The organism is Terrimonas alba, from assembly GCF_042434975.1.
GTDB lineage: Bacteria > Bacteroidota > Bacteroidia > Chitinophagales > Chitinophagaceae > Terrimonas_B > Terrimonas_B alba.
Window position 1 is genome coordinate 35,077 of the sequence record NZ_JBHMQM010000003.1, and the last position, 24,882, is coordinate 59,958.

The 24,882-nt window shown below is 41.7% G+C and carries 15 protein-coding genes; 7 read left to right on the forward strand and 8 right to left on the reverse strand.

Annotation, left to right across the window (positions count from 1 at the left end; genetic code table 11):
• Positions 1-18: 18 nt before the first annotated feature.
• The 8 genes from ACFEL9_RS09095 to ACFEL9_RS09130 all read right to left on the reverse strand — a co-directional run bounded on the left by ACFEL9_RS09095 (position 19) and on the right by ACFEL9_RS09130 (position 14,183).
• Positions 19-1,221, reverse strand: coding sequence for a glycoside hydrolase family 88 protein (locus ACFEL9_RS09095; RefSeq protein WP_385888691.1), 1,203 nt, complete (start codon positions 1,219-1,221; stop codon positions 19-21).
• Between the two features lie 276 nt (positions 1,222-1,497).
• Positions 1,498-2,682, reverse strand: a complete 1,185-nt coding sequence (locus ACFEL9_RS09100; RefSeq protein ID WP_385888694.1) for an alginate lyase family protein — start codon at positions 2,680-2,682, stop codon at positions 1,498-1,500.
• Between the two features lie 6 nt (positions 2,683-2,688).
• The gene (locus ACFEL9_RS09105; protein ID WP_385888696.1) at positions 2,689-4,857 is read right to left on the reverse strand and encodes a glycoside hydrolase family 31 protein; all 2,169 of its coding nucleotides are present in this window, start codon (positions 4,855-4,857) and stop codon (positions 2,689-2,691) included.
• 66 nt (positions 4,858-4,923) lie between these two features.
• Positions 4,924-7,491 (reverse strand): glycoside hydrolase family 95 protein, encoded by a 2,568-nt coding sequence (locus tag ACFEL9_RS09110; protein WP_385888699.1) that lies wholly within the window; start codon positions 7,489-7,491, stop codon positions 4,924-4,926.
• Positions 7,492-7,640: 149 nt separating this feature from the next.
• On the reverse strand, positions 7,641-8,732 hold the full coding sequence (locus ACFEL9_RS09115) for a hypothetical protein (protein WP_385888702.1): 1,092 nt from the start codon (positions 8,730-8,732) through the stop codon (positions 7,641-7,643).
• A 20-nt stretch (positions 8,733-8,752) separates the two neighbouring features.
• Positions 8,753-9,475 carry a fasciclin domain-containing protein gene (locus ACFEL9_RS09120; RefSeq protein ID WP_385888705.1) on the reverse strand — a complete coding sequence of 241 codons (723 nt, stop codon included), beginning with the start codon at positions 9,473-9,475 and terminating at the stop codon, positions 8,753-8,755.
• A gap of 62 nt (positions 9,476-9,537) precedes the next feature.
• Complete coding sequence (locus tag ACFEL9_RS09125; protein WP_385888708.1) at positions 9,538-11,088, reverse strand: RagB/SusD family nutrient uptake outer membrane protein; 1,551 nt, start codon at positions 11,086-11,088, stop codon at positions 9,538-9,540.
• Between the two features lie 11 nt (positions 11,089-11,099).
• Complete coding sequence (locus ACFEL9_RS09130) at positions 11,100-14,183, reverse strand: SusC/RagA family TonB-linked outer membrane protein (RefSeq protein WP_385888711.1); 3,084 nt, start codon at positions 14,181-14,183, stop codon at positions 11,100-11,102.
• 1,060 nt (positions 14,184-15,243) lie between these two features.
• Between ACFEL9_RS09130 and ACFEL9_RS09135 the strand changes: the two genes are divergently transcribed.
• The 7 genes from ACFEL9_RS09135 to ACFEL9_RS09165 all read left to right on the forward strand — a co-directional run bounded on the left by ACFEL9_RS09135 (position 15,244) and on the right by ACFEL9_RS09165 (position 24,871).
• The gene (locus ACFEL9_RS09135; protein ID WP_385888713.1) at positions 15,244-16,776 is read left to right on the forward strand and encodes a PAS domain-containing sensor histidine kinase; all 1,533 of its coding nucleotides are present in this window, start codon (positions 15,244-15,246) and stop codon (positions 16,774-16,776) included.
• Positions 16,777-16,982: 206 nt separating this feature from the next.
• On the forward strand, positions 16,983-17,792 hold the full coding sequence (locus ACFEL9_RS09140; RefSeq protein WP_385888715.1) for an SDR family oxidoreductase: 810 nt from the start codon (positions 16,983-16,985) through the stop codon (positions 17,790-17,792).
• A gap of 117 nt (positions 17,793-17,909) precedes the next feature.
• Positions 17,910-18,737: an SAM hydrolase/SAM-dependent halogenase family protein gene (locus ACFEL9_RS09145; protein WP_385888718.1), complete on the forward strand. Its 828-nt coding sequence runs from the start codon at positions 17,910-17,912 to the stop codon at positions 18,735-18,737.
• 188 nt (positions 18,738-18,925) lie between these two features.
• The gene (locus ACFEL9_RS09150; protein WP_385888720.1) at positions 18,926-22,453 is read left to right on the forward strand and encodes a DUF2723 domain-containing protein; all 3,528 of its coding nucleotides are present in this window, start codon (positions 18,926-18,928) and stop codon (positions 22,451-22,453) included.
• A 177-nt stretch (positions 22,454-22,630) separates the two neighbouring features.
• Positions 22,631-23,116: a hypothetical protein gene (locus ACFEL9_RS09155; protein ID WP_385888723.1), complete on the forward strand. Its 486-nt coding sequence runs from the start codon at positions 22,631-22,633 to the stop codon at positions 23,114-23,116.
• A gap of 206 nt (positions 23,117-23,322) precedes the next feature.
• Positions 23,323-24,420, forward strand: coding sequence for a vWA domain-containing protein (locus tag ACFEL9_RS09160; RefSeq protein ID WP_385888724.1), 1,098 nt, complete (start codon positions 23,323-23,325; stop codon positions 24,418-24,420).
• Positions 24,395-24,871 (forward strand): GxxExxY protein, encoded by a 477-nt coding sequence (locus ACFEL9_RS09165; RefSeq protein WP_385888727.1) that lies wholly within the window; start codon positions 24,395-24,397, stop codon positions 24,869-24,871. Before ACFEL9_RS09160 ends, ACFEL9_RS09165 begins: the two co-directional genes overlap by 26 nt.
• Positions 24,872-24,882 lie beyond the last annotated feature (11 nt).

Below are 24,882 nucleotides of genomic sequence, written 5' to 3' on the forward strand. Positions count from 1 at the left end.
TGTATTCCCAACTACATACTAAAACAAACTTTTCTTCGCCTTCAACTTTTTAGAACGCAGCAAGGCTTCCAGGTAATAATAATCAGCATAGTTCAATGGCGTATCTACCTCGCTTTTGCCGGGTTTTGATCCCGTACTGTGCAAAAGAATAAACCCTTTGCTCTCACCAACCGGCGAACGATAATTATTGGTCAGCGACGCAACAATTTTATCCGCCGTAGTTTTATAATATTTTGATTTTTTACTATAAAGACTCAATTCATAAAGACCAGAAGCAAGCACAGCAGCTGCTGACGCATCTCTTTCTTCGTTGGGAATATTGGGCGCATTATAGTCCCAGTAAGGAACCAAATCCTTTGGCATGTTGGGATGATTCAGCATAAATGCCGCGATCTTCTCCGCCTGCTCTAAATATTTTACATCTCTTGTAAACCGGTAACACATCGTATAACCATACAAACCCCAGGCCTGCCCGCGACTCCAGGCTGACTCATGCGCATAACCCTGGTGTGTATTCTTTTTTACTACTTTACCTGTCAGTGTATCATATTCTACCACATGATAAGAACTATAATCCGGTCGAAAATGATTTTTCATCGTTGTGTTTGCATGGGAAACAGCAATCTTATAAAAAGATGAATCTCCGGTAAGTTGTGTAGCCGCGAATAATAATTCGAGGTTCATCATATTGTCAATGATGACGGGATAGGCCCATTTGTCACCGCTATGATCCCATGAACGGATAGTTCCTGTGATAGAACGGAAACGTGTACTTAATGTTTTGGCGGATTGAATGATAATATCGCGATAAGCGGGATCTTTCGTTAATCGATATCCTGTTCCATAACTACAATAAATTTTAAACCCCATATCATGCGTACCTCCATTTGTTTTTTCCCTTTCCATTTTTGCAGTAAATGCCCTGGCTTGCGACCTCCATTGTTCCTCACCTGTGTACTCATTCAAAAACCAGAGTACACCCGGAAAGAAACCACTGGTCCAGTCACGGGAGGCTACCAATCGTAATTGGCCACCGTTATGTAATGTTCTTGGCGAAAACTGATCGCTGCCGGCATTAGATGCTTTCGGTATTTCCTGCAACATTATTTCTGTTTGTTTTTCCGCATCGGCAAATACTTTGGCCATCTTAATATTTTGGGCACAGCCCGTACATATCCATACACATACTACTATTACACTTCCGATTATTTGTTTACTCATTTCAGTTATTTATTTAAAGAGATTAATGGCACTTTCAGCAGTTTCATCAGTTCTTCCTTACTGATTGTAACCGGTACAAGCTTTTATTCGACAAACCCAGCCTCAACCTTCTTTCCCTTCTCCAAAGAGAAGGGACGGTGCTGTATTGCAAATCCACACTGCATAACCACCATATCACCTATATATCTCTGCTCAGCATTTTTGAAGAGCTTTACTCAATCAAACTCTCCGAAAAGCGAGGGCTGTGTACTTGCGAGTCTCCCCTTTAGGGGAGATTTAGAGGGGGCTTTGCCATATCAACGGATTCCTCACCGGCAAATTCCTTATCACTTCCTCCACCTTCGGGTCATGCTCTAATGCCTTCCATGTCTCCAACCATTCCTTATTATTAAATGCATTAGCGCCAAATACTAAAAACGGCTGTGCCACCGGCCAATTTTCCCAATACATCACATCCTGCTTATGCGGCCATTTCTTTTTGTCCGTTATAAAAGGATATAAATATTCAACTCCTTTTTTAATTGACTTTCCATCAGCCGTTTGATAATTCCAGAGGTCATCTTTTTCAGATGAAAGAACCTGGCAGATAATTGCCATGGCATCCAGATTGAAAATGGAATAGCCATAAGGTTTTGTTCTTCTTATTTCTCTTGGAAAACTGCCATCAACTGCCATCTGGTTGGGTAGTAAAACAGTCTTATACCTGTCGCTGCAGAACTTTAATAGTTGCTGGTTGCCGGTAAATTTCGCAAATGCCGCTACCTGCATTACCCAACAAGTACCATGATTGTTTTCGGCATTCATTTCATCCTTGCCATACTTGTGTGTTGTCAACCATTCCAGATATTGTTCAAACCAACTCCTGATCGCTGTTAATGCATCTTTATTAATCCCTTTCGCATTTTCCATAGCGAGCAAACCCTGCACCACTTCTATAAAATGGATCGTATCGATAATACCAATGCCTCTGCCGGTAAAACGGCCCTTAATCGCCTGAGCATACAAGAGGTTTGGATTCATCATGGTTTCTTTGTCAACAAACCAGGCTAAACAATGCTTTAGCCCATGCTGTACATATTTTTCATCCCCGGTTAATTTATAAGCGGAGGCCAACGCACCAACGATTTGACTCAACCGTATCATTGCATGGCGATGCGCAACAAAATTATCCGGATTGGTCATTCCGTCTTTTTGTATATATGGACTATCAACACTTACGGGGTTAGGCCACCAGTAATCTCCTTCTGAGAAAAAATCATGTTTTCCACCTGCACTCCGCGGCGAGCTTTGCGCAGTTACAGTTATAGGCTGTTGCTCTAATGCCCACGCAGCTTTTTCCATTATCTGTTTGCGAAGCACTTCCTTTACTACATCATTAAAAGATGAATTGGTTTTTCTACTCATTCTCTGGGCAGAACAAGAACTCAACGTGATGGTTATTAAAAAAAGAATGACTCTCATATTGACTCAATTACTCCCCTTTAGGGGCTGGGGGTTCATAAACTTCCAGCTTACTTTACCGATCGTATTAGGTTTTCCTTTTTCTGCTGCTGATATTGTTCCCTTCCATTTTCCTTTTTTATCTTTCTCTGTTCTTATCTCCCGCCAACTGTATTCTCCTTTTTCATAATTAAATGTTTCCCCATCATCATCGTACAATAAATACGTTCCGGGCTTTTCACCATAGTGTCTTATTTCAAGTTCTACCTTCTCTCCCGCTTTTGGCGCATGTAATAAAGGCGGCATCATCGGTATGATCGCCCCGTCTTTTACATATACCGGAATTTTATTCAAGCCTGGGGTAACTGTTATTACTTCGCCATCTCCCGCATAAGCACCTGTATAGAAATCATACCATTTACCTTTTGGCAACACAACTTTTCTTGTTGTTTGACCCGTAAACACTGGTGCAACCAATAAATATTCACCCGCCATATACTGATCCTTGATCTCTTTGCTGGTTGCTTCGGCATAAGGGTTCTCTTCAAGATTAGTACTGCCCGCTTCCTTTTTTACTTCCTGTTTGAAGCCCGTTTCCAATGACATACCTCTGAATGGTGGCGTACCTTCAAAATGATACTTCGCAAATTCAGTGTACCAGTAAGGCATCATCTGCATACGCAATAAAGCAAACTCTCTTATCTGATCTGCTACTTCAGGATAGGACCAGGGTTTTGTTCCGCTCGACCAGGCATTGATCATGGCCATTGGTGAAAAAACAACAGTTTGAAACCGCCGCAACCATTCTTCACCGGTTTTTGAAGCTCTTGCTTCCGGCGTCCATAACACACCGGCATAGCCACTATTGATCAAAGCCGTAATAAAATCTTCATGATTATAATAATCGTTGTAGATCACATAAGGAAAAGAAACAGCGCCTGCGTTGGATGCACGAACTAATCCATACGTACGCTGATTACGCTGATGATACATTTCCGCACTGTAGCGCATGGCCAACACTCCATAGGTTTGCCGCATTTGTTCAGCGCTTAATCCTGACGGAAAGGTTGCTGCATCTGGCCAGAGATAATGATCATATCCATCCACCTCATCAATTTTATATCCGCTCACACCAATATCCACCTGGTCTTTCTGCAATTGCCCGAAGAAAATTTTTCTTGCTTCGGGAATTGTAAAGTCGGGCACTTCACCTACCCAAACGGTATGCGAACCGGTATGAGGTGTAATGCTTTTATAAAACGAAGCTTGTTTTGATACATAAGGATTGATCCACAAATTCAGGCGGATATTTTTATCCATCATTTTTTTTACAAACGCTGCGGGCTCAGGATAACGATTTTTATCCCATTCGAATGTGCCGGGATAAGCTTTGCTTTGCCAGCCAGGTTCCAAACCAATAAAATCTAACGGGTATCCTTTCTCTGCAAAATCATTGGCTTCCTGCTCTACCTCATTCGCGGTAAATAATGATTTGACACGTTGAGTAAAACCCAAACCCCATCTTGGTGGCAATACACCGCCTCCATTGAATAAATTAAATCTTCGTACTGCATCCAATGTTGTCGGCCCGGCAAATACATATACTTCTATACCTGCAGCCGGCACCACTATTTCCACCGCATCGGAATAGGGTCGTGAACTCCAGCTTTTATCTGTGTTACGGTCCTTTTCTACCGGTGGGTTTTTGCTGTCCTTTCTTACACCAGTACCGGCATATACATTGATATACCGTGCGGAATTAATAAATACCCCATATCCTTTTGAGGAAACATAAAAAGGTACCGGTGCATGGGTACGTCCGTTATCCTTACCCCCATAATGATCCATGTGCAATTGCAAGATTTTTCCCCGCTGATGTACCGTTTGAAAATTTAGTCCAAAACCGTAGAGTTGCTCTTCTCTTTCCAGTGGAAAACGCAATATTGTTTTTCCATCGGTAATTATTCCAGCAATATCATTTTGGGAAACGGGAAAAACAGCAGTGCCCAATTTTGCTAAAGCCTCATTGTTAGGAGAAGACCCTGATGCTTTTAGTAGATCATACGCTTCAGGTTTTCCGACAACACCTTTCCATATGCCAGGAGCCATTTCGGTCCAGCTTAATTCCTGTGTATAAACAGTAAAGGATAAGATCAGCAAAACAAAAAGAGAATTTATATATCTATATTTTTTCATATCGTGAATAATATTTTTTTCCCTACCAAAGCCCCATCAGGTCATTTGGTCCAGGACCGCGTTTAATTACAAAGGAACAATCGTATACGTTTTACCTATCTCTGTTTTAAAATCGATAGTATATCCTTTCGGTTCATCTATGTCAACCAACTTTGCATTCGTATTTTTTTGATACGGCGGATTCCCATATGACGTATTCAAGGGGTTAGGATTTACGCCTGATGCGTTAATGCATTTTACTTCTACCACCTTAACCGGCTGTGATGTACGTACACGACAGTTACCTCCTTTATTGGAAACTATTTTAGCTTGTTTTAATTTTCCATTGTCCCAGGCAATACCCACTTTAAAATTGCCACGGGCTTTTATACCCTTGATGGATCCCTTTTTCCAAACAGAAGGCAGTGCGGGTAAAAGCGAAAGCTCACCTTCATGGCTTTGCAAAAACATTTCCGTTATACCAGCAGTTGCGCCGAAGTTCCCATCAATCTGAAACGGTGGATGCGCATCAAATAAATTCGGATACGTCCCGCCTCCACCCATCGCTTCCCTGATTTCAGCCGGATTGATATAAGCAAAGGCTGCGCTTAAAATTTTATACGCATGTTCACCATCCTGTAACCTGGCCCACCAGTTTATTTTCCAGGCCATGGACCAGCCGGTGCTTACATCACCGCGAAGGATCAATGATTGTTTTGCCGCTGCTGCCAGTTCAGGTGTTGTCTTTACAGAGATCTGGCTGCCCGGGTACAAGCCAAATAAATGCGAGAGATGCCTATGCTTATCATTCGGATCATCCCAATCATTGAACCATTCCTGTAACTGGCCATATTGACCGATATGATAAGGATATAATTTCTCTTTTGCTTTTATCAGTTTATTCTTAAACTCCGTATCTATTTTTAAAATATCAGCAGATTTAATAACGGCTGTAAATAACTCACGGATGATGGACATGTCCATCGTAGTAGCCATGCTTAGTTGATATTCTCTTCCTTTTATCTTGATCGTATTCTCCGGCGATGTAGATGGATTGGTAACAAGATATCCCGATTTCGGGTCTTCAATCAACCAATGCAAAAGAAACTGAGCAGCACCTTTCATTAAAGGATATCCTACTTCTCTTAAAAATTTTTGATCCCCGGTAAATAAATAATGTTCCCATACATGCGTGCTGAACCATCCTGCAGCCATCGGCCAGCAGCTCCAACGTGGCATAGCTTTCGGATCATACCAGCCTTGTCCGCCCGGTGGTGATGTTTTGGCCCACAGATCAGAATTATGATGTGTTACCCATCCTTCTTTGATATTATAATTCGTTTTGGCAGTAACCGCACCATTTACTGCCAGCTCTTTCATGAAATCAAACAAAGGCTGATGACATTCGGAAAGATTGGTGTTCTCCGCCAGCCAGTAATTCATTTCGGTATTGATATTAGTGGTATAGTTACTGCCCCATGGCGGTTGTACATGATCATTCCAGATACCCTGCAGGTTAGTTGGACGTGAACCGTGTCTTGAACCAGCGATCATCAAATAACGGCCAAACTGGTAATACAACATAGCGAGATGATTATCTCCGGGACCTTTTGTAAATGCAAGCAAGCGTCGATCAGTGGGTAATTTTAATAGTGAAGGATCGGCGCCCAAATCCAGCGACACACGATGAAACAAAGATTGGTAATCTGCAATATGATTTATTCTTAACTGTGTATATGATTTTGTTATTGCTTTTTGCAAATTCGCTTTCGCTTCTATAGATGGGTCTTTACCTTCTTTACCGGGTGATTTATTAAAACCATTGAAACTTGTTGCCCCTGAAAGATAAATTGTAACCGTGTTTGCATCCGCTACAACCAGCTTGTCGTTTTGCTGAATCACCGTTCCACCTTGTGCTACAAGTTTTACATGCACTTCAAAATTCATTCCTTCGCCATCAGGATTCTCATCATATACCACTTGCTGCGGCTCTGCTTCCCTGTTGGCCACAAACTTTGGGGCTTTACCTCTCAATACCAAATAATCGTTTGCTGTAGTCTTAGTCGTGTTTTTTAATTTGCTTGTGATACCGACAGAAAAATCAAGCGCTGCTTTTTTATCGGCAGTGATCCGTACAATCATTATTTTATCAGGATAGCTGATAAATGTTTCGCGACGGTAAGTAACTCCTGCAATAGTATATTTTACAACAGCTGTTGCATTATCTATATCAAGATCGCGGTAATAGCTTGTTGTTACGGTGTCTTTTATTGGAAAATTTAACCATAGATCAGCCATGGGAAGATAACGTGCGGAATAAGGCCCGTGTAGTTTTCTCCATAATGTTGCGGCACTATCATAGTTACCTTCAAAAACCTGTTGTCTTATTTGCGATAATACAGATGGCCCTTCAGGCGCATTGCCGGGATTTGGTGCACCTGACCATAATGTGTTATCATTTAATTGAAATCTTTCTTCTTCCACACCGCCAAAAACCATTGCTCCTGTTTTTCCATTTCCCAACGGTAATGCTTCTTCCCATACTGTTGCGGGCTTATTGTACCAAAGCTTTAAATCGGTTTTTGTTGGGTGCTGTGCAACAACAACGCAAGAAATAAAATTGACAATTAAAAAGAATAATTTAAATCTCAACATGGACTAAAGGTTAATATATTTACTATTCAGGAGAAATTATTTTAAATAAAAATGTTATTGCAATTGATGTTGCAATAACATTTAACGTTGGTTTACTATTTCTGCTTTGATCAATATTTTGTTACCGACTAGTCCGATTCCCAACGCTATCATTTTAAAATCTCGCCGTCGTTATTGATATAAACGCTTTTTAAAACAATGGTAGAGCCTGGTTTACCGGATTCTTTAGCCGGAAATGCCACCCTGAATTCTTTTGCAACCGGATCCTGGAAACCGGCATAAGTAGTTTTGGCATAAGCCAGCCAATCCTTGATACCATTGCTTGTAAACCATAACTGTCCGTCTATATACGCATGAAACACATTACCTGCATCAACAGAAAAACTTAGATTCTTTATTGTTCCGTCCGTCATTTCAAGGTCAGCTCTTTTCCCTTTTACCGGATCAATCAGCGGTAATGGAAGTGGTAATGTAGCGGCCGTATTGGAAGCAGAGCTAAATTTTGACGTATTACTCGCAGGAATAAATGTTTCATACCTTACCTGGTAATTATCTTTTGTAGCAGAGGGTTCAGTGGGCCAAATTTCCCACCTGATCTCCCGCAGGTAGGGAATAGTTGGATCGGAAGGTTGATTAAAAAATAAGCTGATGGTTATCGCCGATGTTGATCTAAAATAATTTTTCCAGCCCAATTTGGTTCTGATTGAAAAAGGTATTTTTAATTCAGCCAGGTTAAGCGTTCTGCGGATATTAGGAGCACTTGTTGATGTGGCAGTAAGCTCCAATCTTGAATTAGCCGGATCAACATTCGTTATCAATTTCTGACCGCTGGCGTCGACGTTACTGATACTCCATCCATTACCATTTAATGTGTAGGCGCTCTGAAATTCATCAAAATAATACCTTGTCACTTTCATGCTGGTAGACTTTGATGATGAACTTCCATCATTTTTCGCCGTGGCCGTTATCGTATAGTCACCGGCAACGTTTGGAGCGATCCACAAATTTTCAAATAAATTTTGCGTTCTGAAGCCATCGAAGGTGCCGCCTGTAGCCGTCCATTCATAAGATATCCCCTGCTTATCACCATTGGTGGAGGTCCATACCGGAACTTTTTCTCCAAAATAAAATTCCTGGCCGGCTTTATTCAGGCTTTCAATTTTTACATCAATATCCTTTTTACAGGAGAATGTAAAAACGCTCAGGGCAACTAACGAAAGGAGGTTATATATTTTCCACATAAAATTTTAGAATTGGTTGATTAATTTTTATCGATTGCCTCTCTTGTGGGTTGAAACAAAAACCTGTTCATAACATGTACAACACCATTAGTAGCATGCAGATCAGGCGTACGGGGAGCTATGTTTGTCCAGTTTACAGTTGTGCCCTTATAAACAGTAGGAATACCTATATAATTATTCAATCTCAAATTGGCCTCACGTACATTTTCGAGATAGACAAATACTTTAGCCGAATCGTTGGTTACGCTGCTGGCAAAAGTTTCCACCCATTTTGGAATGGAATTAAGCGTACTATAAGTTTGTGTTCCTTTCAGCACATGATATCTTAAAAGATTGGCAATAGTGTCCCTGTTATATTGCGACCAGTCGGATCCGCGCAGCGCTATCGTTTTTGTAGGATCGTAAGGATCGGGGCCCATCAGCTTATTCAATACCCAGTAGCTATTGGCATCTTCCAGGTTAGTCAGTGCATTATTGTGCAATAGCAAAAAGGTATTTCCCGTAGTGGAATACATTTCTTTTACATCTTTATAAGCAGGGTCCTGATCAACATATTCAATCGCAGCCATCATTCCTGAAAATAAATCAGGACGTGATTTCATAAAATCCATCACACTCATCTTTAAATCGGTATCATAGAAAGACGAATTGTAATCATAGCCATCCTGCAATTTTTTACAACTAAAAAATATAAGGCTGCAAAGGACCAACACCAGCCCTATAAATTGTTTACTATTTTTCATGTCTTAATTTTTGTTGTTTTTGGGTCACATTTCCAGAATCGATACCATCTTTTTCCTAATTTTTACTCATCATAGGGAGGGTTCTGATCGCCGCTTAATTTAGCATTTGCCTTAATTACATCAGAATTGATCGGATAGAGTATCCTTCCCATATTTTCACCTTCGTAGAGAATGGCACCTGACCGTGTAGCCAATATTGGATTCATAATTTCCCGGAGATATTCATACCCTGAAGTGTAATTGTATATCGTTCCTATCCGGCACATATCAAACCATCTTTTTCCTTCTCCCAGCAATTCAAGTTGACGTTCTTTGAGAATAGTACGCTCAATTCCTGTCATTATATCACCCGTGTAATCAGTTAACAAGGCCTGCACGGTATAGCCAACCCGGCTTCTTACCGCATTTACGATATCCAACGCCTGCTGATGATTTCCCTTCCGATTCAATGCCTCGGCCCTGAGCAACATAACATCCGCAAAACGATAAATAGGAAGCTTCGCACTGCAATCATTATTTCCTTCCAAAACAAAACCAGTACCCAGCGGGGCGTTAGGTTTCCATGGATAAAATTTTCCCAGCTGAACTACCGCATCATCATAGGTAGTTGGATTATTATAGGTAAGCGTATCCCAAAGAGCCCAATAGCGTCCGTCAATAGAGGTGCCGGTTACCGGGTCAACCCTGTCCTTCAATTCCTGCCAGATAGGAGTTACTATCTCATACTGGTTTGTATTGGAACTTGATCCCAGTTTTTGGCAAACACCTACACCATTCCCTCTTTCGACGCTTGACCAATAAAGATTAAATATTGTTTCGGTAGACGTCAGCGGCTCGAGGAAAATTTTTTTCCAGTCTGCTATCGAGGTTACCCATGTACACTTACTTGCAGTTATACAACTTTGTGAAGCGGTCAATGCTTCGTCATATTCCTGGAACCACATATGCACGTCGGTTTTCAAGGCGTATACAGCAGCTTTTTGAATATTATACTTAAGAGAAGTAGAACTCCCGATCGTCTTTAGCGATTCAGTAATATCCTCCATTATACGCTGCTTTACATCAGCTATAGGAGACCGGGGCAATTCATTGGGCTGACTGATTGATTCAATGGGTATGGTATGAATAGGCAATTTGCCCCATACCCGAAGTCCATAAAAATACATGAGTGCCCGTATTGCATAACATTGACCTAAAAGCTCCCGGTATACAGATGCGCCCCCATCCAGGTTCTGATCAATCATTGGAGGCAAATATTTTATCGCATAATTACAAAGGGATATGGTTGTATACATATCTGTCCAGCGGGTAGTGCCATTTATATCAGCATCATTGGCAGACAATGTATTCGTGATCATAGTGAGCTGTGCGTTTCCTGTACCACCTACTCTTACATTGTCAGAACGAACTTCACCCCAATCGAACCAGTTTGTTCTTAAAGTTGATTGCATCGAATTATAGATGCCCGCCACCCAGTTAATGGCATCATTTTTATCTTTCCAGAATTTGTCAGGTGCAATAGTAGATATAGGAGTTTCATCCAGCGCTTTGTCACAACCACCAACAATGATCCCTGCGAAGCCCAATAGTATTGCAGCAAGTTTTATTTTCATAAATAGTTTAATTAAAATGATATATTAAGTCCCATTCCTATTTCCCGTCTGCGGGGATATCTTCCGGGGTCATCACCAGGTTTTATAACACTTCGTTGACCTACCTCCGGATCAAAACCAGTGTACTCTGTCCATGTTAACAAGTTGGTTCCATACACATAGATACCCAGGCTTCGCATAGCAGCTTTTTTACTCAATCTTTCGGGAAGTAAATAGTTCAACCGTACACTTTGCAAACGGACAAATGAACCATTTTCCAAATACTGGCTGCCGCCGCGACGCATGTTATCAGCAGCTCTGTCACCGCCCCTGTAAGTGTCTGTGATTTGTCCCGGGTATTTCCACATATTTTCTATAAAATAGGCATCCGGCGTTGTGTTGCTATTAGAGAAAGAAGCCAAATTTCTTCTATTCTCATTGTATACCTTACCACCAATGTTTCCGTATAAGTTAAATGAAAATGCAAAATTCTTATAGGCAATACTATTACTCCATCCAAGACTCCATCTTGGTTGTCCATGTCCTAAAAACTGCCTGTCTTCATTTCCGATGTCTCCATTGAGAATTCCTTTTGAATCCGGACGATTGTCCCAGATAACATCTCCGCCTTTTAAAACAACACCCGCAGCCGTTAACTGCTTAACAGTACCTGTATAAGGCGTACCATCCGGCAATGTATAACCTGTCAAAACAGGTTTCATGTTTTTTTCAATTATAATATTACCCTGCGCATCCTTTTGAAATTGCGGAATTAATCTTGTCTTATAATCTCCGGTATAGGCGTTGGATTCATCATATTCATAAATTCCCAGGTATTTATAACCGAAAAAGTTGCCGGCCTCTTTACCTTCTTCTACGCTCCATATATCATCGATGTAATCGCTGGGAAGACTGGTAATTTCATTTCTCACCATCGACCAATTCACAGAAGTTTGCCAGCTAAGATTTTTTGTACGGACAGGATATGCCGTGACCATTAATTCCAGTCCCTTGTTCTGAATGGAACCCGCATTGATCCGTACTTTTTCAGGGAAGCCGCTTTCTAACGGAAGCGGATCATCATACAAAAGATCACTGGTTTCCTTAACATAATAATCTCCGATAAAACTTATTCTTCCATTAAGAAAAGTAAGGTCCAGCCCTATATTGCTTTGCGTTGTCTCTTCCCATTTAAGTAAGTTATTTCCCATTCTTGGGTTGGTACGCACCCCGCTCACTCCATTATAAATATAGGGTCCGAAGACAAATTGCTGTACGGCATCATAATCGCCTATCTCCTGGTTACCTGTAACTCCCCAGCTTGCGCGGATCTTTCCATCCGTTAATACGCCTTTAAACTTGTCCATAAAACTTTCATCACTGAATCTCCACCCTATGGAAACAGAAGGAAAGGTTCCCCAACGATCATTCGGACCAAACACAGAGGACCCATCTCTTCTTACTGTAGCATTCAGTAAATATTTGCCTTCGTAATCATATCCCAACCTTCCATAAAAACCAAGCAACGTGGACGCACCTCCCCTGGAATATAAATTGCTAAGCGTATATTGACCGGCTGCGTTAAGCGTAGTTACAACTTCTGTTACAAAAAATCTTCCCTCAAGATTTGCATCATCCTTCCGGTTTTTTTCATAGTTCATTCCAGCCAATGCAGTTACATTATGTACCTCTTTAAAGGTTTGCCTATAGCTTAAGTAAGCATTCCCCTGCAGCCTTATCGGAATTTCAGTCAGATCCCTGCCTTCGCTTATTGGAGGATTACTGCTACTGAGAAACCGGGAAGCGAATACAGATCGTTTCAGCAATTCTATGTCCGCAGATCCATCAACGTGGACGGTAAGCGGGTTAAAAATTTTAAAATCAATTCCCTGGTAAAGCACGCCTTTATAAATTTTCGAAATATCTTTTCGCAGGTATGCTTCTGCCAATGGGTTTCTGCGTCCACCATTAAAATAAATATATTCACCATTAGGAAAATAAAGGGCCATACCCGGTGGCCGCTGCAAGGACTGCTGAATTACATTTCCTTCATTGATATTATTTTTAGTTTGATAACTAAAGTTGAGACGGGTCAACATAGTTATTCTTTTGGAAGGCGAATATTCTACATTAGTACGAAGTGTAAACCGTTTATTATAACTGTTGATAACAATTCCTTCTTCATTTAAATATTGCAAACTATTATAAAAGTTTAATTGCTTGTTGCCGCCTCTTATACTTGCATCTACCTGTTCACGGACAGCAACCTGGGTAATCAGCGCCTGGTAATCATTATCCGAATTCCTGGAAAAGGAAGTTGAATCATCGGGCTTTGGATCAAGCCCTAAATTGCCTCTGCGATCAAACATCTGCCTTTGCAGGCGATTGGCCTGTGAAATCCTATTCGACAGTTTGCTATAACTTCTCAGGTAATCTACATTAATCTGTGGCTTTCCTTCCGCTCCGCGTTTCGTAGTAATGATAATAACACCATTGGCAGAACGGGAACCGTAGATAGCCGCCGAAGCGGCATCTTTCAGGATTTCCATCGACTGTATGTCTTTGGGATTAATGTTATTGATATTTTTCAGCGGAACTCCGTCAACAATATACAATGGCCTTACACCTGCATCTGACAAAGTAGATAGCCCACGTATGGTAATATCAGCTTCTTCGCCCGGAGCTCCTGACCCACTCATAACCCGTACTCCCGGCGCTGCTCCCTGGATAGCATCGAAAACTGAGACAGGCTGTTTCTCTTCAATATTTTTTGCTGATATGGAGCTAATGGCGCCGGTTACATCACGTTTTTTCTGAGTAGCATAGCCAATCACCACCACCTCATCCAGGTTTGCAATACTGGATACAAGATTCACATCGATTTTGCTTCTTCCTTTGATAGCTTCTTCTTTCTCAGCATATCCCACAAATGAAAAAACCAATGTACCTGTTGTACGCGGTACTTCTAACGAGAATTCGCCTTTGTCGTCCGTTACATTGCCGGCACCGGAGCCTTTCAGATTTACACTTACTCCTTCAAGAGGGATGCCTTTTGCATCCCGAACGACACCCGTGATCCGGCTCGTTTGTGCCAATCCCTGAAAACAAAACGCCAAAAAAAGAAATATTGAAAAAAGCAAATACCTGATGCATTGGACCTTGCCAGGACGGCGGTCCGTTAAGAAAACTTTTTTTTTCATAAAGCAATCGTTTTTCGATTTTATCAAAACCAGCATGACCGTTTTGGTTTCTGAGATACTGCAGTTCGTATCCGGGTCATAATAACTATGCAATGCAATTAACAAACTTTCCTTTCATGCGGAATTTGAAAAATTATCATAATCATAAGCTATTTTGCCATCCATTTGCAGCACGTCTCATCTTCCATGAATCGCATATTCTACCCTTTGGGTTTTTCATGAAAAAGATATTTGCCATCTCTTTTCTCCAGCAAACCAGTTTGGGGGTTGGGAATTTTTATTAGTATACGCATATGCTGCGATACAATCTTAAAGCAAGTAATTGCGGCAACTTACAAGATTGGTGAATTTCATTTTCCTTGAATAGCTAAGGGACGGGCTCTTCCATATGCAAAAGCTAAAAATCAGTTATCTTTATCCATAGTTGGCTTTATCCTGCCGGTTTGAACTTTCTGCAATTGGAATTTCTGAATCAAATGACTCTTCCAAACCCATTTGATTTTTCAGCTTCAGTTAATAGAAATGAAACCACATTTAACCGTAAGTGTCCATTTTATTATTTAATACCTGTGATGCATCTGGCAGGTTTACATAAACAAGTCGGTTACCCAATATAGCTCGTCGATTAATGGATAGGCGGATATGATGGACGAGGTCACTCTAATAGCACAATAAAATTTTTTGTAGTAAAAATGTCAGCAGTCAAAAATCACAGCCGAACAGTCTGTTTTCTTATCGATGACGATTCGCAATCAAAAAATTGGCACATTTAAAAGATACACAGGTGACCATGTTTTCAACTTCCTTCGGGGAACACCCCGTTAAGTATTAGGAAGAACCTGGAGCCAGCCATTTCCTGAAAAAGCCAGCCAGTTTTGGCTTGCTAATTGAAGCATTAAATATTATTGAAGGATAGTCTGAAATGAGTAATAAAAGCCACACCCCGTTCCTTTTTGATCCCGGTATAAAATCCGAAGTGACAGACATATACCACAAGATGATAGATGAAGTGGAGGACTATGCCATCATTCTTCTAAGCCGGGAAGGTATTGTTCAAAACTGGAATAAAGGGGCTGAAAAAATAAAGGGCTACTCAGAATCCGAAATAGTGGGCAAGCATTTTAGAATATTCTATTTGCCGGAAGACCGTGTAAATAATCTGCCCGAAAAATTATTAAAAAAAGCGACTGATAAGGGAAAGGCAAGCCATGAAGGCTGGCGTTTGCGTAAAAACGGAACAAAATTCTGGGGAAGTATTACCCTAACAGCATTGCATACGGCCAATGGAGAAATCATGGGCTATTCCAAGGTTACCCGGGACCTGACAGAAAGAAAAATAGCAGACGATCAGGCGAAGAGTTTTACGGACGAATTGCGGTTAAGTAATGAAGCACTGCGGAAAAACGAAGAGAAGTATCATAAGATGATCGAAGAAGTCCAGGATTATGCAATTATATTACTAAATGAACAGGGAGATATTCAGAATTGGAATAAAGGTGCCGAAAAAATCAAAGGCTATTCCGCAGAGGAAATCATCGGGAAAAATTTCAGAATTTTTTATTTGCCCGCAGACCGGGAAAACGGCCTTCCCGAAAAGCTAATAGCCACCGCGATTAAAGAAGGAAAAGCTACTCATGAAGGCTTACGGGTCCGCAAAGATGGGTCTACCTTTTGGGGAAGTATAGTTATAACAGCACTGCACGATAAGGACGGAACTATTATAGGATTTTCAAAGGTCACCCGCGATTTGACCGAAAAAAAACAGGCTGAAAATAAAATGCAGGAATATCTCCGGGAAATGGAGAACCGGAACAAAGAGCTGGAACAATTTGCCTACATCGCTTCTCATGATTTACAAGAGCCCCTCCGCAAAATAAGAACGTTCACAGATCTAATTGAAAGGAACCTTGGGAATGAGGACTTCGTTAAAATGTATTTTGAAAAAATAAACTCTTGTGCCAAAAGAATGAGTGACCAAATTAATTCCATTTTAGATTACAGCCGCTTATCACTCACTGAAGAATTTATGGAAGTTGATCTCAATCGGGTACTGAGCGATATCTGCATCGATTTTGAACTGGTTATCCAGGAAAAAAAAGCTGTAATACAAAGCGAACCACTGCCAACAATTAGGGCTATTCCCGTCCAGATCAATCAATTGTTCGCCAACTTGATTAGTAATGCCCTGAAGTTCTCAGCTAACGAGCCCCTGATAAAAATTTCATCCGCCATATGTACCCAGGAGGAAATGAAAGAAATCCCGGAATATGTCAGCGACGGCCGCTATTTGCAAATTCTTTTTTCAGATAACGGATTGGGGTTTGAACCTCAATATGAAAAGAAAATATTTTTTCTTTTTCAGCGACTTCATGGAAGGCATGAATATTCAGGTACCGGAATTGGCCTGGCTCTTTGCAAAAAAATTATGGAAAACCATCATGGGTTTATCAGGGCTGAAAGCGAATTAGGGAAAGGCGCTGATTTTTATGTCTATTTCCCTTTATCATAAGATTGGAGGTGTCTGCCCTCTAACGCCTGTGCATAGGAATCAAAAGAAAAACCGGATATCCCGAATCTTGCCACTCCTTGTATGCCATCCTTGTTTGCTCCCAAGGGTCCGCTTCTTAAGCCTTGACATTGCCCGGGCTTTTTTAATGTCTTAATACTCACTATACTAAAAATTTGAAGTAGGTTTGCCGCAAATTCAACGTGGATATGTTTTCCTTTTTTAAAGATAAGGTCGTAGTTGTGACGGGTGGAACAGATGGCATTGGAAAGGCTTTGGTTGACGAGCTTTTGCAATCAGGCGCCAAAGTGGCGACCTGTGGTCGGGATCATGATAAATTATACCGGCTGCAATCCAGTTATCCATCCTCTTTTTTGCATACAATGGTGGCTGATGTCAGCAGTGAAAATGATTGTCGCCGTTTTATCGAAACCACTATCAAAGTATACGGTGGCATTGACGTGCTGATCAATAATGCAGGTATTTCGATGAGAGCCTTACTGAAAGACGCTTCAACGGAAGTAACGAGAAAAGTAATGGATATAAATTTCTTCGGCGCTGTCTATTGCACCAAATATGCGTTGAGTTCCATTATTGAAAGAAAAGGAATTATCGTTGGTATCTCATCGATAGCCGGCTACAGGGGTTTACCAGGCCGGAGCGCTTACTCAGCCAGCAAATATGCACTGCAAGGCTGGTTAGAAGCGATCAAAACAGAATTGTTGCATGACGGTGTGCATGTCATGTGGGTCAGCCCGGGCTTTACTACTTCGAACATTCGCAATGCAGCATTGAATAAAGATGCCCAGTCGCATGGCGATACGCCGCTGGATGAAGGCAAACTGATGAGTGCTGAGGATTGTGCGAAAAGAATTTTATCAGCCGTGAGTAAAAAGAAACGTTCGCTGGTCATGACCTTCCAGGGAAAGCAAACCGTTTTTCTGAATAAATTTTTTCCCAAATTAGCTGATATATTAACCTATAAATTTTTCTTTAAAGACGGAGAACTTGTTAAATGAAGCCAGAGGTCTGGGGCCCGATATCAGAAAGAGTTAAATTTCAAAATCTGATTTCTGACTTCGGACTTCATGCTTTCAACTTCTGACCTCCGACTTCTGACTTCTGATTTCTAACTCATGCCTTTACTTACGCTTACTTCTGATATCGGCCACCAGGATTATCTTGTAGCTGCAATAAAGGCACAGCTATTGCAAATAGACCCGGGTTTTACTATTGTCGATATCTCCCATAGCATTGCTCCATTTAATTATCCGCAAACCGCCTATATCTGTCGCAGTGCTTTTAAAAACTTCCCGGACTACACCTATCATATCATTTTAGTAAACCTTTTTGAGAAAAAACCAGAACAGCTATTACTGGCCTTTCACAACAATCAATATTATTTGTGTGCCGACAACGGGCTGCTAAATATGATCCTCGAAGAAAAACCGGAAATGATCATGGGTATTCCGCTGGAAAAAGCGGCCAATAAAAACACGACTTACTGTGCCGGCGTCATGGGAAAAGTGATCAACCAGTTGGCGCAGGGCGAATCGATAGTCAACATCGGAACTCCCGATATTAACTATATCGAAAAAAATCATTTGAGACCCCTGCTTGACAACAATTGGATCGAAGGGCAGATCATCTTTATCGACAATTTTGAAAACGTCATCGTCAACATCACCCGTGAGCAATTTGAACAGCAGCGTAAAGGAAGAAGTTTCCGGATCGTTTTTAAAAGAGACGAGGTGATCGATCGCATCAGCGAATCCTATGCCGACGTTCATCCGGGTGAAAAACTGGCCCTCTTTAACAGTGCCGGCTACCTGGAAATCGCTATTAACAAAGGAAACGCTGCCGGCCTTTTTGGGTTGAAAGGTTTTTCAGAGAAAGCCAGTAAGGCAGATGGAATATTGCAAAACCAGCTTTTTTACCAGACTGTGAGGGTGTTCTTTGAATAGTTCCAGCAGTTTAAAATGTTCAAAAGGTTTAATAAATCAGGAAGGACGTTTTCAGATTTCCCCAACCTCTTAAACCTTTTGAACCTCTTGAACTTGTTAAACCTCTTTTAACCTTTTTCCCCCTATTTTTGCCTCCTTCAATCCCTCGCTTTGCCCGGGATGACGAAAGAATAAAAATCAAAACTCTTATGAACTTTAGAAAAGTTAATAATCTTACCGGATGGGCCGTGTTTCTTGTTGCAATGGCTACCTACATGCTGACCCGCGAAGCAAGAGGCAGTTTGTGGGATTGCGGTGAATTTGTTGCGAGTGCAGCCAAAATGCAACTTCCCCACCCTCCCGGCGCACCCGTTTTCGTATTGCTTGGCCGCTTTTTCATCATTCTGTTTGGCGATAATCCAATGACTGCTGCCAATGCGGTGAATTTCATGAGTGCCCTTGCCAGCGCCGCCACTATATTATTTCTTTTCTGGAGCATTACCCACTTTGCCCGCAAAATGTTTGTAGGTGTTGGCGAGGCATTGAGCAGCCAGCAATTATTTACAACCATGGCTGCCGGCGTGGTAGGTGCATTAGCTTATACTTTCAGCGATTCATTTTGGTACAGTGCTGTAGAGGGTGAGGTATACGCCTTGTCTTCTTTCTTCACGGCTATTGTTTTTTGGGCCATGCTGAAATGGGAACATGCTGATGAACATGCCGGAAATGATCTGCATGCGAAAGCAAGATCTGATCGCTGGATCATTTTCCTGTTTTTCATGATGGGCTTGTCTATCGGCGTTCACTTGTTGAACCTGTTGACCATTCCCGCCATTGTAATGATCTATTATTACCGCCGCTATAAGGCCACCACTAAAAGCGCTATTTACGCTTTCCTGGTTGGTTGTGTCATCACCGGCCTGGTGATGGTGGGCGTTATTCAATACTCGATGAAGGCTGCCGGTTTATTTGATGTATTCTTTGTCAATTCATTTAAACTTCCGTTCTTCTCAGGCTTTGCCATTTATTTTATTGCCCTGGCTGCCGTGATCGCATGGGCGTTGACCTTTACCGAAAAAACTATCAAGAATAAGGTGATCCTATTTTTTATCCTGTTCCTGGGTCTTTCTGCTCTTCCATTTTTTATGGCCACAGGATCAGGTGGCGCCAAGTTCGCCAAGTTCTTATTGCTGGCTGCCGCAGCAGCTACCATAGGCTACTTCCTGAAACCCGGCGGCTTGCGGGTGTTGAAATTGAGTTTGTGGTGTTATGCGTTCATGATGCTGGGTTATTTTGTTTATTTCACCGCCCTCATTCGCTCTAACGCCAATCCAGTCATCGATATGAACAATGTTGATAATCCTATCAACCTTGTTTACTATCTGAGCCGTGAACAATATGGTAGTGCTCCGCTGGTATATGGTCCTCATTTTGCCGCCGAAGTTGCAAGAGATGATTCGGGTTACCCGGTGATCAAAGAAGGCGAAATGAAGTATGTAAAAGGAAACGACAGCTATATCCCCGTTGGCCCTGCCCGTGAATATGATTATGAAAGCTCTGACAAACAATTATTCCCCCGTGTATGGGATCCAAGCAATGATCAAAACCATGCCTATTTCTATGCGCAATGGTTGGGACTGGGACAGGATCAGCAAACCGGGAAATTTGAGGCGCCAACTTATGCCGACAACCTGGAATGGTTCTTTACTTACCAAAATGGATTAATGTACTGGCGTTATTTCATGTGGAATTTTGCCGGCAAACAAAATGATATCCAGGGAATGGGAAGTGTGAGAGATGGTAACTGGATCAGCGGTATTTCTTTTATTGACAATAAACGCCTGGGTGACCAATCTCAAATGCCCGACAGCATTAAAAACAATAAAGCACATAACAAGCTTTATATGTTGCCATTTATCCTTGGCATAATTGGTTGTGTGTACCAGTATCTCAAAAACAGGAAAGATTGGATCGTTAGCTTCCTGCTATTCTTTTTTACTGGCATCGCTGTTGTGCTTTACCTCAATCAACCGGGCAACCAGCCAAGGGAACGTGACTATGCTTATGTAGGATCATTCTATGCTTTTGCTATCTGGATAGGATTGGCAGTTGTTGCTTTTGTAAGACTGGCAAGAGAAAAAGCAGATAAAATAACTTTTCAGAATATGTTGGTGTACGGTTCTGCGCTGACATTCTTTATCATTCTGATGAGTTCGCTGCGCGGATCATTCAGCACTACTTTGCTCACCTGCATTTTTATTACCGCATTGTACGCAGTATTAATGATGGGTATAACCTATCTCGTCAGGGCGATTTCATCGGGTGGTAGCAATTGGAATATTGCGAATATATCCACGTCTATTCTTTGCCTGCTTGTTCCGTTAATGATGGCACAGCAGGAATGGGATGATCATGATCGCAGCAGCAAATTGCTGGCTCCGGACCTGGCAAAAGATTACCTGGAAAGTTGTGCACCAAAGGCAATCATCTTCACATTTGGTGATAATGATACTTATCCCCTATGGTATGCGCAGGAAGTGGAAAATGTGCGTCCTGATATCCGCATCATTAATACAAGCCTGCTAGGCATCGACTGGTACATCAACCAGCTTCGTCGTAAAGTAAATGAGGCAGATTCTGTTGATGTGATCTGGACACCCGAGCAAATTGAAGGACACAACCGCGAATATGTTCGTTATCGTGCCAAAGGTGATCAAAGCACTTTCTATGACCTGTATAGCATCATGAAACAGGAACTGGGTAGAAAAGCGCTGGACCCTGAAACCGGCAGGGATGTTGGCGAATCAGTGTTCCCTGTATCCCGCCTGGGCGTGCCGGTAGATGCTGCCATTGTAAGAGCAAATATGACAGTAAATCCTGAAGACAGCATTGTATCGCCGATGATTTTTGAAATACCAAAAAATAAATTGGATGCGGGGCTTTCACGCAGTGATTTAATGGTGTTAAATATCATTGCGGCCAATAAATGGAACCGACCAATTTATTTCACCTCTCCCTATGGCGAGCTGGGCTTTTCGCAATACCTGCGTAAAGATGGATTGTCTTATCGCCTCGTTCCGATCAGGAATAAATTCCCGCAAGGAAACTGGGCTTTGGAGCAAGCACTTCGCCAAATGCAGTTGGGCGGAGCGCAGGTGCGGGATAATAACAGCGGCGTCATGTACAAAAACCTGATGGAGAAATTTGGCTTTGGCAATGCAGATAAAAAAGGAGTCTATTTCGATGAAGAAAACCGTCGTCATTTATTAAACATCCGCGCAGTGTACGCAGAAGCTGCCGGTAACCTGGCCGATGAGGGCAAGAAAGATGAAGCGCAGAAGTTATTGGACAGGGTTGAAAAAGGAATTGATACCGACAATCTGCCTTATGCAATGGTGAGCCGTTTCAGCAGCCATAACCAAACAGGTTTATTATATCTTGAATCGGCTTATAAAGCTGGCAAAACTGACCTGGCCGAAAAAGTGCGAGCAACGATGCGCAAGGATTTGGAACAACAGAAGAAATATTACGACTATTTGAAAAATAACCGGCCGGAATTGTTTGGTGGCACGCTGGAAGGAACCGAAGTTTATTTCAACGAAGCGATGTTGCTGGCACTGGATGCGATAGAAAAGAAATACGCCACCCAGGGACAAACGCAAACACCTAACGAAAGTGGCGGCACTATTATCAATACCGCAAAAGACAGTGCAACCGGGAAAGACAGTACCAAATAAAAATAAGATTGCTATCATTTAGAAATAGATCCCGCTCCCCGGCGGGATTTATTTTTTGAGGGTCATTGATCTATCGGGTTTTTAACCCAAATTTTGCAGCAGGCTGCAAAATCCGGGTTTAACTTTCTTTACTGAAGCTGACACCTGCAGTTTGCGCCTTGTTTATTAGCTTAGCTTATGCGAAATATTTTATTATATACAGGTATGGTCTTCCTGCTAGCTTGTAATAATGAAGGTTCTGAAAGAGAAATTCCTTCAGATACCGTAATCGTAGCGGAAGAAACGCCGGCGTCGGCACCGGACAGGCTACTCTGGATTTCAGATTATGACACCGTGAAAAACCAGTTTTATCTGAAACAGCAACGCACAATAAATGCCGATACACTAACAGCTGCCAGCCTGATCAATGACCTGAATGCAGCCTGGGAAAATGTAAAACTTGTTTTCGTAAAAACTTCCAACGATACTTTATATGTTGCCATACCTGACAGCAAATTTCTTGGCCAGCAAATGGGAAGCGCAGGAGCGCAGGCTTATATGGCTTCTACCACTTTTAGTCTTACAGAGTTGAAAGGGATCCGGTATGTTAATTACGACATGCCATCAGGCGATCATATTTCAGCGGGCACATTCAGCCGCAAAGATTTTGAAAACTATCGCTGACAAATTTTGTTATAACTTATAAACATTCCCGTTTTGTAAGTATTTCATTCCGTTTGCTATAGTAAGCACTGGTAGCGTTTTCAAGGCTGTCAAAGACCGCTCAAAAACAAGCTGGCATTATTATCGTAAATTGTATGGGCCGACGGTATTAATCATTATTTCATTTTTAATTCCGCCATCCCGCAGGAAAAATCAAATTATCAAACATGAGAGGCTTTCATTTTACCAGGTTTGATCCTAATGAAGACGGCAAGACCCGTTTTGATCAATTGCTGGATCTTTTTATGCAATTGCTTACCTATACCAGTGGAGATGTGAGCGAAGCCTTGCAATGGCTCAATGAACTAAACAACAAATATGAGCTCACGGACAACGAATATGGCATGGGTGATTTTGTAGATGAGCTAAAAGAAAAAGGATACATCACGGAAGATAACCAGCGTGGCGAGATCAGGATTACCCCAAAGACAGAACAAGGCATCCGCAAAAGAAGCCTGGAAGAAATATTTGGCAAGTTGAAAAAAACCAAACAGGGAGATCACCATAGTTTCAAACCCGGTCAGGGTGATGAACAAAATCCGGAAACCAGGCAGTTCCAGTTTGGCGATATGATTGAGCAAATTGATTTTACTGAGTCTATTCGCAATGCACAGATCAATCACGGACTGGATAGTTTTCGCCTGCAGGAAGACGATCTGAGCATCAGGGAAACCGACTTTAAGGCACAGACTTCGACCGTGCTGATGATCGACATTTCACACTCTATGATACTGTATGGTGAAGACAGGATCACCCCGGCCAAAAAAGTGGCGATGGCACTGAGTGAGCTGATACAAACAAAATATCCCAAGGACACACTGGACATAGTTGTATTCGGAAATGATGCCTGGCCTATCGAAGTAAAAGATCTTCCTTACCTGCAGGTGGGTCCTTATCATACCAATACGGTTGCCGGTTTGGAACTGGCGATGGACATTTTACGCAGAAGGAAAAATCCCAACAAACAAATTTTCATGATCACCGATGGCAAGCCGACCTGCCTGAAGATCGGGAAACGTTATTATAAAAATAGTTTTGGGCTTGACAGGAAAGTCGTGAACCGTTGCATGAACCTGGCTGCGCAATGCAAAAAGTTAAAGATCCCGATTACTACATTTATGATTGCTACAGATCCCTATTTGCAACGCTTTGTCCAGGAGTTCACCGAAATGAATCATGGCAAAGCCTATTTCGCATCACTGGATAAGTTGGGAGCATTTATATTTAAAGATTTTGAAAGTGGTAAAAGGAAAACAGTTTACTAGTCTGAACCATGATTTGGGGAGATTAATAAGATTAGACAAGAGTATGGCGGATTACAAATACAAGGAAATAACCGAAAAAATCATTGGCTCATCAATGAAAGTCCATGCGGCATTAGGTAATGGCTTTCAGGAGATGATATATCAAAGGGCGCTGGAAATTGAATTAGAAGATACAGGACTTCGTTTCGCCAGGGAGCTAAGCATGCCCATTTATTATAAAGGAAGAAATATTGGAGAACGAAGAGTTGATTTTTTTGTGGAAGAAAAAATAATGGTCGAATTAAAAGCAGTCATTCAACTTGAAAAGGTACATCTAGCCCAGGCAAAAAATTATCTTGAAGCATACAACATGCAAATTGGTCTGCTGATAAATTTTGGAAGTATCAGTTTGCAGTTTAAAAGACTGGAAAATCAAAAGTTTACCACTCACAATTTTCCTATTAATCAATAAATCCACCCAAA